Annotated in this window: 12 protein-coding genes; 10 read left to right on the top strand and 2 right to left on the bottom strand. The window is 47.9% G+C overall.

Annotated features, from left to right (window positions below; translation table 11 throughout):
* Nucleotides 1–40 precede the first annotated feature (40 nt).
* From P364_RS0118525 to P364_RS0118515, 3 genes are read left to right on the top strand one after another with little or no spacing between them, the layout of a single operon-like run.
* Nucleotides 41–976: an ABC transporter ATP-binding protein gene (locus tag P364_RS0118525; RefSeq protein ID WP_024631573.1), complete on the top strand. Its 936-nt coding sequence runs from the start codon at nucleotides 41–43 to the stop codon at nucleotides 974–976.
* An 11-nt stretch (nucleotides 977–987) separates the two neighbouring features.
* The gene (locus tag P364_RS0118520) at nucleotides 988–2,178 is read left to right on the top strand and encodes an ABC transporter permease (protein WP_024631572.1); all 1,191 of its coding nucleotides are present in this window, start codon (nucleotides 988–990) and stop codon (nucleotides 2,176–2,178) included.
* On the top strand, nucleotides 2,171–3,349 hold the full coding sequence (locus P364_RS0118515; protein ID WP_024631571.1) for an ABC transporter permease: 1,179 nt from the start codon (nucleotides 2,171–2,173) through the stop codon (nucleotides 3,347–3,349). Before P364_RS0118520 ends, P364_RS0118515 begins: the two co-directional genes overlap by 8 nt.
* A gap of 187 nt (nucleotides 3,350–3,536) precedes the next feature.
* Here P364_RS0118515 and P364_RS0118510 read toward each other — a convergent pair whose 3' ends face one another.
* Nucleotides 3,537–4,379 (bottom strand): flagellar motor protein MotB, encoded by an 843-nt coding sequence (locus P364_RS0118510; protein WP_024631570.1) that lies wholly within the window; start codon nucleotides 4,377–4,379, stop codon nucleotides 3,537–3,539.
* Nucleotides 4,363–5,160, bottom strand: coding sequence for a flagellar motor protein (locus tag P364_RS0118505; RefSeq protein ID WP_024631569.1), 798 nt, complete (start codon nucleotides 5,158–5,160; stop codon nucleotides 4,363–4,365). Before P364_RS0118505 ends, P364_RS0118510 begins: the two co-directional genes overlap by 17 nt.
* Before the next feature lie 169 nt (nucleotides 5,161–5,329).
* Here P364_RS0118505 and uvrB point away from each other — a divergent pair, with 169 nt between their 5' ends.
* From uvrB to P364_RS0118465, 7 genes are all read left to right on the top strand, one after another.
* On the top strand, nucleotides 5,330–7,321 hold the full coding sequence (gene uvrB / locus P364_RS0118500) for an excinuclease ABC subunit UvrB (RefSeq protein WP_024631568.1): 1,992 nt from the start codon (nucleotides 5,330–5,332) through the stop codon (nucleotides 7,319–7,321).
* A 230-nt stretch (nucleotides 7,322–7,551) separates the two neighbouring features.
* Nucleotides 7,552–7,767: a hypothetical protein gene (locus P364_RS0118495; protein ID WP_152532722.1), complete on the top strand. Its 216-nt coding sequence runs from the start codon at nucleotides 7,552–7,554 to the stop codon at nucleotides 7,765–7,767.
* Between the two features lie 148 nt (nucleotides 7,768–7,915).
* A complete protein-coding gene (uvrA, locus tag P364_RS0118490; protein ID WP_024631566.1) occupies nucleotides 7,916–10,774 on the top strand; it encodes an excinuclease ABC subunit UvrA in 2,859 nt (952 codons plus the stop codon).
* A gap of 526 nt (nucleotides 10,775–11,300) precedes the next feature.
* A complete protein-coding gene (locus P364_RS0118480; RefSeq protein WP_024631564.1) occupies nucleotides 11,301–11,513 on the top strand; it encodes a hypothetical protein in 213 nt (70 codons plus the stop codon).
* 274 nt (nucleotides 11,514–11,787) lie between these two features.
* Nucleotides 11,788–12,954: a S1C family serine protease gene (locus P364_RS0118475; RefSeq protein WP_024631563.1), complete on the top strand. Its 1,167-nt coding sequence runs from the start codon at nucleotides 11,788–11,790 to the stop codon at nucleotides 12,952–12,954.
* Between the two features lie 43 nt (nucleotides 12,955–12,997).
* Nucleotides 12,998–14,896 carry a stalk domain-containing protein gene (locus tag P364_RS0118470; protein WP_328285963.1) on the top strand — a complete coding sequence of 633 codons (1,899 nt, stop codon included), beginning with the start codon at nucleotides 12,998–13,000 and terminating at the stop codon, nucleotides 14,894–14,896.
* A 578-nt stretch (nucleotides 14,897–15,474) separates the two neighbouring features.
* On the top strand, nucleotides 15,475–17,988 hold the full coding sequence (locus tag P364_RS0118465; RefSeq protein WP_024631561.1) for a U32 family peptidase: 2,514 nt from the start codon (nucleotides 15,475–15,477) through the stop codon (nucleotides 17,986–17,988).
* Nucleotides 17,989–18,105: the final 117 nt, after the last annotated feature.

The following is an 18,105-nucleotide window of genomic DNA, read 5'->3' as shown; positions in this document are numbered from 1 at the left end:
CCAATGGCAGGAAGCTGGACGGAAGAGGAGTGTATAATCTATGGCTATGCTTGAAGTGGACCATGTAGTAAAACGATACGGCAGCAAGCTCTCGGTGGATCATTTGAATCTGAGTGTCGGTAAAGGTGAAATTTTTGGATTGCTTGGACCGAATGGAGCAGGGAAAAGTACCACTATTAGCATGATTGCCGGTCTTTTAAAGATTGATCAAGGTGAAATTCGGTTGGATGGCATATCGGTCAAGGAACGGCCGCTTGAAGTGAAACGCAAAATCGGGCTGGTACCACAGGATCTGGCTTTATACGAAACGATGACCGCTGCGGAGAATGTAACTTTTTTTGCCCGGTTGTACGGACTTCGTGGAAAGATGCTTAAAGAAAGAGTGCAGGAATCCCTCGAATTTGTAGGTTTGCAGGACAAAGCGAAGGATGCCCCATCCACGTTCTCTGGCGGGATGAAACGCAGGCTGAACATTGCGTGTGCCATTATGCATCGCCCGGATTTAATCATCATGGATGAACCAACAGTGGGTATTGACCCGCAATCGCGCAATCATATTTTGGAGTCTGTCCGCACGCTTAATCAGATGGGATCAACCATCATTTATACAAGTCATTACATGGAGGAAGTAGCTGCAATCAGCCACCGGGTAGCGATTATGGATCAGGGACATATCATTGCCTGCGGCACCGAAGCAGAGCTGAGAGAACGGGTTGCATCCGAGGAAAAAATCGTTCTGACCACTTTAGGCGTCGGTCCCGCTGTTGTGGAGGAGTTAAAGCTTCACCCCCGTGTCCGGGCGGTAGAAGTATCAGACAATATATTGACCATTACGCTGCCATCCGCCCAGCAGGATCTCCAGGATATGCTTTTCATTTGCAGCAAACATGAAATTTCCATCCAATCGCTCAAGGTCGAAGAGCCTGATCTGGAAACGTTGTTCCTCAATCTGACCGGACGTACGCTTCGGGACTAGGAGGATCTCAGATGAACATATGGCATATTTGCATCTTTGAGCTGAGACGGATTCTGAAAATTCGCTCGGTTCTGCTAAATCTGTTTATTCTGCCGCTGCTGCTCATCTTTATATTGGGTACTGCACTTTCCAGTACAATGGGCACGGCAAAAGAAGCCATTCCTGACCCGGTGAGAGTAGGAATCATTCAGGCTGAAGAAAATTCCGGTTCCGGTGCGATCAGCGAAGCTTTAAATACATTTGTGACATCCCCGGCGGTAGCCGACATGATGAAGGTTCAGAACATTGCTACAGAGGAAGAGGCTGTAAGTGCACTGCGACGTGGTGACCTGGATTTTGCCGTAATAGTCCCATCCAATCTGGAGGAGCAGATCATGAATGGGGAAGAGGCGAGGTTGCAATGGATACTGGGGAGAGATGGCACGCTCAATGTCGTGGGTGAAACATTGTTTACCCGGTTTACGGATGAACTGAACAGGCAGGTCGCTATGGTAAACGTATTTGGTCCCGAAGTGGTCGCTGCCATGGCTTCCTCTTCTGAATTAGATGCTGCCAATTCCTCCTATATTGCTATAAGCAGCCCCGGAAAGGCCGGGACATCATACAGTGCCTCCCAATATTATGCAGCTTCTATGCTGGCTATGTTCATGCTATATTCTGGACTGACGACCAGCAACAGCCTCTTCGGCGAGCGTGATAAAAAAACATTAACCCGTCTGCAGGCTGCCCCAATAGGCAATGGCGTTATCTTTGCAGGGAAAATTGCAGGCAACAGCCTGCTTGCCTTTATGCAGGCCATCATTATTGTACTGATGACACACTGGTTATACGGCGTGAATTGGGGTACACATCCATGGCTCCTTGTTTTGAGCTGTGTGCTGATCACGCTGGCTTCCATGACTCTAGGTGTGATTGTCGCCTTGGTCTGCAAAAATGCTGCTTCGGCAAGTGCTGCTCTACAGGGCATAATCATTGCGATGACGTTTATCAGTGGTGGCTTCACACCCATAGCGTCCGATTTTGTACAGCAGATTAGCCAATTTACGGTAAATCATTGGGCTCTTCAGAGTTTTTTGCAAATGATGCTTGATGCTTCACTAAGTCAGATTATGTACAATATCATGATGCTTGGTACGGTAGGTGCAGTATTATTGGCACTTGCGGCATTGATCTACAGAAAGGCGGGATACCGCTATGAATAGTCTGAATATTGCCTGGTTAATGATTAGACGCACACTTGGACGTAAGTGGGGCTTCATCACATTTCTCCTTCTTCCTTGTTTAGTCGTCACAGGGGCAGTTTCGCTATTTGGGGGGCAGCATGAAACGCGTGTAATTATTCCCTATATAAACGAGGATCATGGTGCGGCGGGTGCGATGATTGTGGATGAACTTGCCCACAAGGCGGAGTATCTGCTCAAGCCAATGGATGATGTAGCGGAGCTTAAAGAAGCCATCGCCCAGCAAAAGGGGAGTTCCGGCATCATCATTCCGGCGCATTATACCGATGATCTGCTGCAAGGCAAACAAACGAAAGTACAACTGGTAGAACTTCGTGTAAGTGAAAGTTCCTATACATTAAGAGCCGCGGTTGAAGGTTTGGCAGCCGGGCTGAAACAGTCTGCAACAGCAGTGTTGACTACAACAGGTAGTCCTGCTGGTGCGACCCCTGATTCTGTTTTAAACCAAGAGAAATTCGAACAGTTGCTACAGGAAACGAGCAAACATCAAATTTCGGGTGAAGCAACCGATCTTCAAATTTATCCGAAACCGGGTCTGAACAATGTGACGGGATTTACAATCATGTTCATGATGGGTTTGCTTACAAGTGCAGTAGCCGTCATAATGGAGGACCGCAGGCAGCGTACGATGGCACGAGTCTACACAGCTCCGGTCCACGCCTATGAAATCGCGCTGGGCAATTTTCTGGGAAGTTTTGCGATCGGTTTGATCCAAATAGTCTTGGTGCTGGGGATTAGCCGATGGGTGCTTCATTACGATGCGGGAATTCCATTTGGTATCCATCTTCTCATTCTGGCTGCGTTTATGCTGGTTTCGATGGGGATTGCGAGTACGGTTGCCGGATTGATTCGTGAATCCAAAAATGCAAACATGCTGAATTCGCTAATCATCACGCCGACGTGTATGATTGGCGGCTGTTTCTGGCCACTGTCAATCATGCCGGATTATATGCAGAAACTCGCTAATTTTGTTCCTCAGAAATGGGCGATCCAGGCGGTTGAAACGATCTCCGCTGGCGGTACGTTATCGGATATTGCACTCCCGCTGCTGATTCTGTTTGGCATGGCAGCCATCTTGCTGACGGTGGGTTCTGCAATTCTTCGTCCCAGCCAGCCAGGCGTAGATGCATAATGTGTGACTCGTTTGTATGATGAAGGTGATCCATCAGGTGCCATTGCCATAAAACGAAGAAAATAAATGATCTGCTGTTTAGTAATAGGAGATAGAATTCAAAACAAAAGCACGTTCTGCTGAATCGAATTCAGTAAAACGTGCTTTTTATAATAGTGCTAGGATGTTTCATACGAAATGTTGGCGATTAAGGCTGGAGTTGACGCAAGACGGTGATTTCCACACGTCTATTTTTTTGCCGTCCTGCTGCGGTGGTATTATCCCCAGTTGGGCGGGTGTCAGCGTATCCGGCATATTGAAAACCGTCAGGGTCAAGCTTTTCTTTGTCGATAAAAAATCGCAATACAGACAGTGCGCGTTCACCGGATAGCTCCCAATTGTCTTTATAGGTAGCATTCGCCCCGACAGGAACGTTATCCGTATGGCCTTCAATGCTGACAACGGTGCTCAGATCACGGAACAGGCTTGCCAATTTGCTCAGTGTGGGGGCAGCATCGCCTTTGAGGGCAGCTTGTCCCTGATCAAACAGGAAGCGGTCACTGAGTGTAATGGAGATGCCCTGAGGCTTGTCCGCAACAAAAATCTGATTTTCCAGTTTGTTGTCCTCGATATACTGAGTAATTACATTGAACAGATTTTGCAGTTCCAGTTCCTGTGATCTGAATTGCTCTTCCCGCTCCGTAAGTGGCTGATTATCATCTTCTGACGTACCTGTCTCGGAGCCGGAAGAAGATCCTTCGCCTTCTCCGGGTTCTTCTCCCTGAATCTGGGAAGGTGGATTTTTGGTAATAGCTTGTCCCGCTGTACCGGCAATCCCTTCACCTTGGTCAAGCAGGGAATTGGATTGGTTAAATGTATTTTGCAATGATTGAGTAACCACATCATATTTACCAGAATCCAGATGGCTCATGGCATACATGATCACAAAAAAGATCAGCAGCAGGGTAATGAGATCGGCATAGGTAATCATCCAGCGATCTCGATGATCTCCAGGTTCACGTTTTCCGCGCCGTTTACTGCGCCGACTCATCCAATCCCTCCTTCACTACAGGACGTGTAATCTGGCGGTGAGTGAGTGTGAAGGACTCCAGCCGTTTACGCACGAGTTGGGGGTTCTCCCCGTTCTGGATAGAAAGTACTCCTTCGAGCAGCATTTCCATCGTCTGAATTTCGTCTGCGCCACGGGATTTAATTTTGGACGCAATGGGTAAAAAGATAAGATTGGCACTGGCGACCCCGTACAGGGTTGCGGTAAAGGCAACAGCAATCGCTGGTCCGAGTCCTGTAGGATCGGTCAGACTGCCAAGTACCTGAATAAGTCCCATTACGGTACCGATGATCCCCATCGTTGGAGCATAGCCGCCTGCTGATTCAAAGATTTTGGCATATCCATCATATTTTTGTTCGACGGAATCAATCTCCATCTCCATGATCTGGCGAACAACATCCTGATCTGTGCCATCGACAACCATCTGAATACCATCTTGCAAAAATGGATGCGGATGGTCCATCACTTTTCGTTCCAGTGCAAGTACGCCTGAGCGGCGAGCAATTGAAGACATATCTACAAGTTCTTCAACCCACTGGCTTGAGTCATTGTTATTACGCCCAAAGGCCATGCGGAGGGCAGCAGGAATCGTACGCAGCCGATGTGCAGGGAAACTGGCAACGACTGCAGCAATCGTTCCACCAAATACAATTAGAGCAGCCGTCTTTTGCATCAGACCGGATAATTGGCCACCTTCCCATAAAAAACCACTAATGACTGCGGCAATCCCGGCAATAATGCCGATAAGTGTCGCAATATCCATAAATTAACCCACTCCTATCTTTACTTCGCGATTGCATCACTTGCATAGACTTGGTATAATTAAACGGGAACAAATATTCCTATTACTATAAGTTTTCCCATATGTAGATTCGGGGAACTTCGACAATATATAGTGACTATTATTTTAGACGATAGGGTGAGATACGGCAATGAGCGATATTATAATGAGCGACAAAACGTTCGAAATCGAGTCAGAGTTTTCTCCCCAAGGTGATCAGCCTGCAGCCATTGAAGAGTTGGTGAAGGGTGTTCAGGAGGGGAAGAGATACCAGACGCTGCTGGGTGCAACGGGGACGGGTAAGACATTCACCATTGCACAGACGATTGCCAAGCTGCAACGTCCCACGCTGGTTATTGCCCACAATAAAACGCTGGCAGCACAGCTTGCAAGTGAGTTCAAAGACTTTTTTCCGAATAATATGGTTGAGTATTTTGTTAGTTACTACGATTACTTTCAGCCAGAGGCCTATATTCCTTCCTCGGATACGTATATTGAGAAGGATTCAAGTATCAATGAAGAGATCGATAAGTTGCGCCATGCGGCTACAAGTTCTTTGTTTGAACGCAGGGATGTCATTATTGTAGCGAGTGTATCCTGCATCTATGGTTTGGGTTCGCCGCATTCATATTCCAGCATGCTTTTGTCCCTGCGTGTAGGGATGGAGAAACCACGCAATCAGATTTTGTCTCGTCTGGTAGAGATTCAATATCAGCGAAATGACATTAACTTTGTGCGGGGGACGTTCCGTGTTCGCGGCGACGTTATCGAGATTTTCCCGGCATCGAAGGGTGAACATGCGATTCGAGTGGAATTGTTCGGAGATGAGATTGAGAAAATCACGGAGATTGATGTGTTAACTGGAGAACTTGTTGGCGAACGTGAACATATCGCCATCTTCCCGGCGTCTCACTTTGTAACCCAAGAAGAGACTATGAAGGTTGCCCTTGTGAACATTGAGCGTGAACTGGAAGAGCGTCTTGAAGTATTGCGTGATCAGGGTAAATTGCTGGAGGCTCAGCGACTAGAGCAACGTACACGATACGATATCGAGATGATGAAGGAAGTCGGATTCTGTTCAGGGATTGAGAACTATTCTGGTCCGCTGACATTCCGCGAACGCGGCGATACACCATACACACTGATGGACTATTTTCCGGATGATATGTTGATTGTGGTCGATGAGTCCCATGTAACTCTGCCACAAATCCGTGCGATGTATAACGGTGACCAAGCACGAAAAACAGTACTGGTGGATCACGGATTTCGTCTGCCATCTGCTCTGGATAATCGCCCGCTCAAATTTGATGAGTTTGAAGGAAAGATGGATCAGATTATCTATGTATCGGCAACACCGGGTCCCTACGAGATTGAGCATACGGATACGATGGTACAACAGATCATTCGTCCAACTGGTCTGCTTGATCCAATTATTGAACTGCGTCCAACGAAGGGTCAGATCGATGACCTGATCAGCGAGATTAACGACCGGATTGCGAAAGATGAGCGGGTCCTGATCACCACATTAACGAAGAAGATGTCCGAGGATCTAACGGATTATCTGAAGGAGATCGGAATCAAGGTGCGTTATTTGCACTCCGAGATCAAGACGTTGGAGCGTATGGCGATACTGCGTGATCTCAGGCTGGGGGTTTTCCATGTACTGATCGGGATCAACTTGCTGAGGGAAGGTCTGGATCTTCCAGAAGTTTCTCTGGTAGCCATTCTGGATGCCGACAAGGAAGGCTTCCTGCGGTCCGAACGTTCACTGATCCAAACGATTGGCCGGGCGGCACGGAACAGCGAAGGTCGAGTTATTCTGTACGGTGACAAAGTGACGGATTCGATGGATAAGGCGATTAAGGAAACGGAACGCCGCCGCGCAATCCAGATTGAATATAACGAAAAGCATGGTATTACACCACAGACGATTCGCAAAAAAGTGCGTGATGTGATTGAAGCAACCAAAGTTGCCGAATCCAAAAAAGACTATCTTACAGGCGCTGCCGAGAAGATGTCGAAGAAGGACCGCCAGGCGCTTATTCAGCGCCTCGAGGTAGAGATGAAGGATGCAGCCAAAAACTTGCAGTTTGAGCGTGCGGCTGAGCTTCGCGATGCATTGTTGGAACTGCGCGCGGAATAGCTCGTAAGGGCTGGTTGTTTAGAGATAAGTAGAGGCACAGATAGTGAATATTTCGCTGCAAGGATAGATTTTCAACAAGAGAACGGCCGCGTGGCCGTTCTCTTGTTGAGTAAGGAAATCAGTAATCTACCGGTAATTAGACATGTTGAAAACTAAAAATCAGGTCTATACTGATAGAGAAGTTGAAATTGGTTAAAAGGTTTATAGGAAAGCATTTGGAAGTTGTGTCCTTGGGAGCCGAGCCGAAGGCAATGGCGACCTTTCGCGAGCGAGGCGAAGCCGTGAGCGTCCCGGTGTTGAAGGGTAGCCGAGCCAAAGGCAATGGCGACCTTCCGCGAACGAGGCGGAGCCGTGAGCGTCCTCTCACGGTAGAGCAGCCGTCCAAGATACCGGCAAGAGCCGGAATCCTGGACGAAGCTGCGGGCACACAACAACCATTCACATAGCAAGACCCGACCATTCACCACGCACCGCCTGTTTCGGGTGTCCAGAGGGCTGCGCCCTCTGGGGCCCTCCCTTGGAAGGGAGGGTTTGGGAGGGATCGAAAAGCCTTTAATAAAGGTTGGAATTACAACATTGAGAGGATGAATACTATTGGCGAGCGAGAACATTGTCATCAAAGGCGCGCGAGCGCATAACCTCAAAAACATTGATATCACCATCCCGCGTGACCGTTTTGTCGTATTGACCGGTCTGAGTGGCTCAGGCAAGTCCTCGCTGGCTTTTGATACAATCTATGCCGAAGGACAACGACGTTACGTGGAATCATTATCGGCATATGCACGACAGTTTCTGGGGCAAATGGAGAAACCGGATGTCGATTCCATTGAAGGATTGTCGCCGGCTATTTCCATAGATCAGAAAACGACAAGTCGTAACCCGCGTTCTACCGTCGGAACCGTTACGGAAATCTATGATTACCTGCGTCTGTTATTTGCACGTGTGGGACATCCCCATTGTCCGGATCATGGCGTGGAGATCACCTCCCAGACCGTAGAGCAGATGGTAGACCGCGTGATGCAATATCCTGAACGGACCCGGCTGCAGATTTTGGCACCGATCGTTTCAGGCCGTAAGGGTGAACACAAAAGTGTGTTTTCCGATATTTCCAAACAAGGCTTTGTCCGTGTTCGGGTGAATGGGGAATTACGTGACCTGTCTGAAGATATCCAATTGGAAAAGAATAAGAAACACACGATTGAAGTCGTCGTTGACCGGATCGTGATTAAGGAAGATGTGCAATCACGTTTGGCCGATTCGATTGAGACTGCACTTAATCTGTCCGGTGGACAGCTGCTGGTAGATATTATGGGTGAAGAAGAACTGCGTTTCAGTTCCAACTTTGCCTGCCCAGTGTGCGGATTTAGCATTGAAGAGCTGGCGCCACGGATGTTTTCTTTCAACAGTCCATTTGGGGCTTGTCCCGATTGTGATGGATTGGGCGTTAAAATGATTGTTGACCCGGATCTATTAGTACCGGATCGAAGTAAAACGATTGAAGAGGGTGCGTTTGACGCTTGGACAGGCGGTACATCCACCTATTATCCGCAATTCCTGAAGTCGGTATGTGAACACTTCAACATCCCGCAGAATGTGCCTGTAGAGGATCTTCCTGCAGAGCAGATGAACAAGCTGCTGCAGGGTACAGGTACGGAGAAAGTTCGTTTCCGGTACGAGAATGACTTTGGGCAACGGAAAGAAGCAATGGTTACCTTTGAAGGTATTGTGAATAACTTGGAGCGTCGTTACCGTGAGACAGCATCCGAGGGTATCCGAGAATTCATTGAAGGTTATATGAGTGCGAAGCCGTGTGGTTCTTGCAAAGGGCACAGACTGAAGCGTGAGAGTCTTGCCGTTACAATTAACGATCACAATATGGCGTATGTGACAAGCTTGTCCATTGGAGAAGCAGGTCGTTTCTTCGACTCACTGCAATTGAGTGAAAAAGAGCAAACCATTGCCAAACTGATTTTAAAAGAAATCAACAGCCGTCTTGGCTTCCTGGTAAACGTAGGTCTGGATTATTTGACCCTTAGCCGTGCTGCCGGAACGTTGTCCGGTGGTGAAGCCCAACGGATCAGGCTAGCGACACAAATTGGTTCCAGTCTGATGGGTGTACTGTACATTCTGGACGAGCCAAGTATAGGTCTGCATCAACGGGATAATGATCGTCTAATTTCTACACTCGCTCATATGCGGGATATCGGTAACACCCTGATCGTGGTTGAACATGATGAAGATACGATGCTTGCTGCCGACTATATCATCGATATTGGTCCGGGTGCAGGTATCCACGGCGGCACTGTGATGTCCCAGGGAACACCGGAAGAAATCATGAATGACGAGAACTCGTTAACAGGTCAATATCTGAGTGGGCGTAAGTTTATTCCGGTACGTACCGAGCGCCGTAGTGTCGGGGACCGCTGGCTGGAAGTGCGCGGAGCGAAGGAAAACAACCTGAAAAACCTGAATGTAAAAATTCCGGTGGGTGTATTCACGGCTGTAACGGGTGTATCCGGCTCAGGTAAATCGACACTAATTAATGAGATTTTGTATAAAACGCTGGCTCGCGACTTGAACCGCGCACGGGTGCGCCCAGGTCAGCACAAGGAGATTCGGGGTCTGGAGCATATCGATAAGGTCATTGATATTGACCAGTCGCCAATCGGACGCACACCACGTTCCAACCCGGCTACCTATACGGGCGTCTTTGATGACATCCGTGATCTGTTTGCACAGACCAATGAAGCCAAAGTGCGCGGATACAAAAAAGGCCGGTTCAGTTTCAATATTAAAGGTGGACGTTGTGAAGCTTGTCGCGGGGACGGCATTATCAAGATCGAAATGCACTTCCTGCCAGATGTCTATGTCCCTTGCGAGGTCTGCAAAGGCAAACGGTACAATCGCGAAACCCTTGAAGTCAAATACAAAAATAAAAATATTGCAGATGTGCTGGGAATGACAGTAGAGGATGCAACACAATTCTTCGAGAACATTCCTAAAATTCATCGCAAAATGCAAACCTTGCTTGACGTGGGTCTAGGCTACATTAACATTGGGCAGCCTGCAACAACCTTGTCCGGTGGTGAAGCACAACGTGTGAAACTTGCTTCTGAGCTGTATCGTCGCAGTACGGGTAAAACCATCTACATTCTGGATGAGCCAACCACAGGTCTGCACGTCGATGATATTGATCGCCTGCTGACCGTATTGCATCGTCTGGTGGATTCCGGAGAGTCAGTACTGGTGATCGAGCATAATCTGGATGTAATCAAAACAGCCGATTATGTCATTGATCTGGGTCCTGAGGGCGGAAGCGGTGGTGGAACCATTGTTGCGACAGGTACGCCAGAGGATATTATTAAAGTGGAAGCTTCTTATACAGGCAAGTACTTGAAGCCAGTATTGGAGCGGGATACAGAACGAAGCAAGACGCTACAATTGACGGAGTAATGCTGCCCAAGGCTATCCTGAGAAAGTGGACATGGATCTACCTTTTCAGAATAGTCATCTGTGGTGGTTCATTCAAACTAGCTGCAAAGCTATGTAGTATGGCTATAGGAATAAAATATTATCTAACCCTTCTTATTGCGAAGTGTGAGGCATCAATGTATCATCTGATGTTCTCGTCTTCCCAAGAGAAGGGTTTTCTGATATTGTGGCGTTTGGCCAATCTCAATATGACATCGGTGAAAGTGTTTACATATGCGATAGAGCAAGCATTCCATCAATCTACTGCCAAACTGGATTTTTTTCATTTTTCTGGATGATAGGGCTTGCATTACAGGCAGGGTACAGATAACATAGAGGAAGATATTAGGGTATGCGTTAGCATTCTGTATTTTGCATCACTTGAATCGGTTCTGGATACAAGTTGTAAATGAGAGTCTCATTTCAATTTACATCCTGCTGATTGGAATTCAATGATTGGGTTGTTGCAAAATGCATGTTCAACTATGGTGAGGAGGTCTGTCTATCCATGCTGTTTGCAGAAGCTGCCACGGCGAGTACTTCAAATTTTAATGCGTTTGATATTTTTGTCATCTTATTTACGATCCTGATTTTCATCGGAGTGGTACGCCTTATTCGTGCACCGAAGAAAAATTTATTTGCTATCGGATTTGCAGTAGTCAGTCTGCTGGTATTTCTGTTGACCGACTATGCCATGATTACCGGTTGGTTTGGTTCGTAGAGACACCGCTGAACTTATTTGAAAACAGCAAATAGAAGAACAGACAAACACTTTCCAGGGGAGTTTAGGAGGGTGTTTTTTTGTGTTTACAGAATGTGTGGAAATATGCGGGTTTTTTCTGTTAAAAAATAGGGCTTGAAGCGATTGTACAGGAATAATTTGTATGTTAAATTGAAGGATACCGGTATTGCAGATGGTAGAGAAAGAGATTCAGCAATGAGTCATATGGTTCGGTTGCATAACGGAAGATATATAGAGAGGGTTAGGTGAGAGAATGAGAGTGTTGGGGAAAAAGGGCGTAGCCACGCTGATGGCTGCTGTACTCTCGATCAGTGTTGCAGCAACGGCTGGCGCAGCGGAGTCTTCATCAGGAATGCAAGCCAAAGTGGTAGATGGACAAGTATATGTTAGTTCAACGGATCTGGTCAAAGCACTCGGAGGAAGTGGTCAATATGATGCCAAATCCGGAACGTTTCAGTATAAGGGCAGTGAAGCAGTCCCGAAAGTAATTGAAAAAGTATCTCCGTCTGTTGTAGGCATCATCGGCAAATCTACTGAATCACAGGATGGCGTCACATCCGATCGCTATAATCTAGCTCATGGTACTGGCGTGATCATCCGCTCCAACGGCTGGATTGTGACGAATGCCCATGTGGTTGATGGGTTAACCGATCCGCTGGTTGTGACGACCGATGGCAATACATATAAAATCACCAAAACATACAGTGACCCGTTAAGCGATATCGCTTTGATCAAAATTAATGCCAAGTCTCTTAAGCCGGCGACCTTCGCCAAAGCTTCACAGACAACCGTTGGAGAAACTGTTATTGCTATCGGTACACCGATATCCTTCTCTTTGCGTAACTCGGCGACAGTAGGCGTAATCAGTGGTCTTAATCGGGGAGTGGAGGCCACCTATCGGTTAATTCAAACAGATACAGCCATAAACCCAGGCAACAGCGGCGGACCACTGGTCAACCTCAAAGGTGAGGTCGTCGGTATTAACTCTATGAAATTTTCAGCAGTGGGTATCGAGAGTATGGGATTTTCGATTCCAGTAGATACCGTTCAATATATTATCAATCAGTTCTTTGAATACGGGAAAATCAAGCGTGCAAGCCTTGGCCTGCAACTGGAAGAGAGCTGGTCAGCGATTGTGGGCCTGCCTACAGATGATCCTTTGACGATTACCGGCGTACTGTCAGCCCAAGCGAAGAAAGCGAAAATCAAAGAGGGGGATGTGTTATACAGTGTGGCAGGCACACGTGTGTCCTCTGTGGTGGATATTAATGAGCTGCTCAAAAAGTATGTGCCGGGACAGAAGGTCAAACTGGTGATGCAAACGGAAGGTGATATTGTCACTCGTACGGTGGTCCTTGCTGATCGAGCGGATATCCAAGACGATGAAGATGAGCAGTTCGCTGTAGATGAAGACCAATAAAGCCCGGCGAGTAATCCGGATCCAGAGAGGACGAATGAACGGAATGAAGAAATCTTTTTTACGTGTGCTGAGCACAGGTATGTTAGCCGGGATGCTGAGTATTGGAGCGGCATTGCCTGCATGGGCATCCGATCTTACGACAAGCGAGCTGCGGATCACCGCAGGTAGTACGAGTGCCTACATCAATGGCAGCAAGCAGACAATCGCTAAACCATATAAATTCAAAGGGGTTACGATGGTTCCCGTCGGTGTATTCAAGAAAGCTTTTGGCAGCGAAATTCGACTGGAGAAGAATGATGTGGTCAAAGTCAAAGAAGGTCCGCATACCGTCACCTTAACGATTGGCAGTTCGATTGCCTGGGTGGATGGTGTCAAAAAAGAGATGGGCGCAGCCCCAAAAATGATGAACGGGGTGCTCATGGTGCCACTCCGCCCGGTAGCTGCGGGGATTGGCGCTACACTTGCCCCAAGCAGCTCAGCAGAGATGGTCATTCGTTTATTGCAAACGGATGGATCGACGGATGACGACGAGGGCAGCATTAATCTGGATGAAGGCAAAACAAGAATTGGTAACAGTTATTATGGCTGGTCCATGAATTATCCATCTGACCTCATGATTCTGCAAACGGGTGAGCAGGAGCGTATGATGACTTTTGGCGCAGAGGACAGCAGTTATTATCTTGAAGTGTATGTGAGTGACCAGGATGTCAATCTGGATTCGGATGATTTGTTACAGCAGCTTGTTCAGGAAGCCAAAGAGGCCGGAGATACAGTGCTTGATCGGGAATCGATTGCCAAAGGGAAAACCCCGTATGCCCGGATAGTGGTTAAAGATGCGGATGGTGTTTTATGGGAAATGCGTCAATATATCAAGGATGGTCGCCAATATGATGTATACCTCGCGGATTATGGAGCTCTGAATTACAAGGATCTGGGCAAACGTGCAGCGCTGCTCAACTCCTTCCAACCTACGTATGTTCAGTCGGATCGTACGATTAAGGATCTTTCAACCGTGGATGAGGGCATGCGTTCCACCTGGAATGACGATTATGGCATTGAACTGAAGATTCCAGCAGGCTGGTCTATGGACAGCACCCAGATGATATACGAAGCCAAGGATGGTGCATATCTGCAGCTGCGTGTTACATCTGCACCGAAGGGTGCGACGGTCCAAGAGTGGAGCGGCCAACTGGACAAGTGGATGCGTGAGACGTTCACACCGGAAAGTTATGAGCCGATAGGATCGTACAAGATGGAGGTATCAGGCGAGACTGCCGAGGTGAATGAATTCCGTTATAACTTTGGCGATGGATGGCAGACGGAGTTCGATGTTCTTTTGCAAAAAAACGGGTATCGTTACTATGCAGAGTATACATTCCCTGAGGAGCAGACGAAGGACCGTGAATGGTTTAAGAGTATCATGAAGAGTGTTGAGATTGACTTTGATACGGTAGCCGATAATTTCGGACAGCTGGATGAAGACCCGTATTTGACAGATAAAACAAAATCCGTCACACGAACATCCAAACGTTATCATTACAGTGTGGATATTCCACGTTACTGGACGCCGTACAATGACCGATTTGAATATTCTCCCGTCGTATATACCTTCACAGGTGGTCAATTCTCCATTGCCGCGAGTGAGGACAAATCGATTGAAATGACGGTCAGTCAACTTCGAGAGGCGTATGCGGAAGCAACCAAAACACGTAAAAACTTCAAATTGATTAGCAGTGAGGAGATGACGTTTGCCGGTGTGCCTGCGTTTTCCTTCATCTATCATGAAGTGGACAATGGCGTGCCATATACCGGACGTCAGATTGTGTTTGAACAGAACGGTACGACGTATACGATAACAAGTGGGCTGAATGACGCCAACAAGACGGAAGTCCAGGCAGCAGCGCTGGAAAAAGCCGTGAACTCATTTACATTTATTAAATAATGCAAAATGTTGAAATAACAGAGATACATGTTACCGGAGGGTCATTAGACCTTCCGGTTTATTTGATTTCTATATCTATATAGATCCTTCAACTGAAGTGGTCTATGTAAACTGGACCAAACATTTACACGATAACGGAGAGGACAGAAATAACCTGAAGAAGCATAAGCGCTCGCCTTTATCCCCGGATTTTCACCTTAAAAAGGAATCAAAAAAATCTGGGGATAACAGCGATCGGAAGGTTGTTCTGTCATCGGAGTGCCGAGTGTAAAATATTTTTAGACCAATGTATATAGTGTGCATCTATTGTTGTAGAGATGGAAATGAAAATGATAAACGGTTTTTTCAGGAAAGCGTAGAAGAGTCGTTGCAGAAGTGGTACACTATACTAGTTCAGGAGTTATGACTGCTGTTCTGAAAAATAAGAATGACTGTAGGCTTGGGAATCAGGCAATACAGACATAATGTATAGATATAGCGATACAGTGACAATGCAGGCGTATGGAATCAAGGTCCAGGATTTAACGTACAGGGTATAGGGATGAAATCCGGCTATGCCGGTTATGGGGAGGATACACATGAAAACAGCAACAATACGAAGAGAAGACGTTGAGCTTCTGGCACCTGCAGGTGACTGGGACTGTATGCGTTCGGCGGTAGCCAACGGCGCGGATGCGATTTTCTTCGGAGTCGAAAAATTTAATGCACGGGCACGGGCGAACAATTTCCGTATGGACGAGCTGCCGGAGATTATGGCGTTTTTGCACAGTTATGGCGTAAAAGGTTTTTTGACCTTTAATATATTGATTTTTGAAAATGAATTGACGGATGCCAAAGAACTGATCGACGCTTGTGTCGATGCAGGTGTGGACGCCGTGATTGTACAGGATCTGGGTCTGGTCAAAATGATCCGCGAGATCTCACCGGACTTCCCGATTCACGGTTCAACCCAAATGACGATTACGTCACCGGAAGCGGTGGAGTTTACGAAGCCGTTTGATATGGAACGTGTCGTGCTTGGACGGGAGAACAACCTGAAGCAGATTCAGAAGATCGGAGAACAGGCGAAGTTGCCAATGGAAGTATTCGTGCACGGTGCGCTGTGTGTGTCCTATTCCGGGCAATGTTTGACTTCTGAAATGTGGGGCGGACGCTCCGCCAACCGTGGGGAATGTGCACAGGCTTGTCGTCTGCCTTACGACCTGATGGTGGATGGTGAGCATAAACCAATGGGCGATGTAGCGTATCTGCTGTCTCCGAAGGATCTGGCTGCGATTGACTTGATGCCGGAACTGATCGAAGCGGGCGTAACTTCTTTCAAAATCGAAGGACGACTCAAAACGCCGGAATACGTGGCCAACGTGGTTAGTAAATATCGCAAAGCGATCGACCGTTACTTTGACGGAGATAACACTCCGCCGAGTAAAGAGGAAGTTCGTGAATTGCAGCAGAGCTTCTCGCGTGGATTCACGCACGGTTTCCTGGACGGAACGAACAATAAACAACTGGTTGACGGTACGTTCCCGAAAAGCCGTGGCGTCTATCTGGGTCGTGTAGACCAAGTATTACGTGATGGTGTCGTCCTGAAGCTGGATGCACCAGTTAAACGTGGAGACGGAATCGTATTTGATGCCGGAGATCCGACGAAGAAGGAAGAAGGCGGACGTGTCTACGATGTTCGTCGCAAAGGCGTTAAGCTTGAAGGCGAAGGAGAGGAAGGCTGGATTGTGGACGTCGTACCAGGACGTAGTGACGTGGATCTGCGCCGCGTGAAAGTTGGCGACAAAGTGTGGAAAACGAATGATCCGGCGCTGGACAAACGTCTGCGTCAGAGCTTTGAAATCGAGAAGCCTTATCGTATCTTCCCGGTAAACGTGAAAGTCATCGGCAGCCCAGGGCAGCCGCTTAGCACTTGGTGGACGGACGTACAGAAGGGTACGACGGTCCGTGTGAATTCCGAGATGGAACTGGATATTGCCCAGAAGCGTCCTATGACGCACGAACTGCTCGAAGAGCAATTCGGACGTCTGGGCGGCACTGTGTTCCAGCTGGAAGAGCTGGACGTCAACCTGCACGGTGACGTCATCATTCCGATGCGCGAGTTGAATAACATTCGCCGTCAGGCGGTGGAACAACTCGCGGGTGAGCGCCCTAAACCGCCCGTCTACGTGAAACGGGCGGTGGAAGTATACGGCGATGCGGTTAAACCGGCATCGCCAGTCGCTCGCGGTCAAGCGGAGCTGACCGCGCTCTGCCGCAGCCTGCCACAAGTAGAGGCAGCGCTGGAAGCAGGCGTCGGCATGATCTACGCCGACTTTGAGTTTATCAAGCAGTTCCCGGCAGCAGTGGAAGCCGTTCGTGCCGCAGGCCGCAAGATTGCGTTGGCAACACCACGCATTCATATGCCTGGGGAGAACGGGTATCACAACAACATCCTGCGTTTGCAGCCGGATGCTGTGCTTGTACGTAATACGGGGGCATTGTACTTCTACTTGCGCCATCGGATGGAGAACCCGGATGCGAAGCACCCGGAATTGATCGGTGACTTCTCACTGAACATCGCCAACCACAAGGCAGTGGAACTGTTCCTGGAAGCGGGTTGCGACTGGATTACGCCTTCTTATGACCTGAACATTCAGCAAATGGTTGATTTGCTGGGACACTCCCGTACAAGTCAGACCGAAGTGGTTATTCATCAGCATCTGCCGATGTTCCATACCGAGCACTGTGTGTATTGTACGTTTATGAGTGAAGGAACGGACTTTACGAACTGTGGACGTCCATGTGAAGATCATCGGGCTTCTTTGCAAGACCGGATCGGCATGTCCCACCCGGTACGTGTGGACGAAGGCTGCCGCAATACCGTGTATAATGCGGTGGAGCAATCTGGTGCTGAATATCTGACCAACTTTATGGATCTTGGTGTATCCCGTTACCGTGTGGAATTCCTGGAGGAAACTCCAGAGCAGGTGCGCGAGGTTATTGATCTGTACAACCGTGCACTGCGTGGCGAGATCAGTGGAACACAAGTATGGAAAACACTGAAAGCAACCAACCAGCTTGGCGTAACACGTGGTCAACTGGTGAAATAATAGACCGATACGGAAATAAACAGGCAACAAGCATGAACTATGAACTATGTGGTAACCCCAATCTCTGCTTTACGGAGCTCTTGGGGTTTTTTCTATAAAAGAGACTTGAACTATACC

The organism is Paenibacillus sp. MAEPY2 (genome assembly GCF_000499205.1).
Taxonomy (GTDB): domain Bacteria; phylum Bacillota; class Bacilli; order Paenibacillales; family Paenibacillaceae; genus Paenibacillus; species Paenibacillus vandeheii.
The sequence above is the reverse complement of the archived record's forward strand: the minus strand, read 5'-3'. Positions and strand labels throughout refer to the sequence as shown.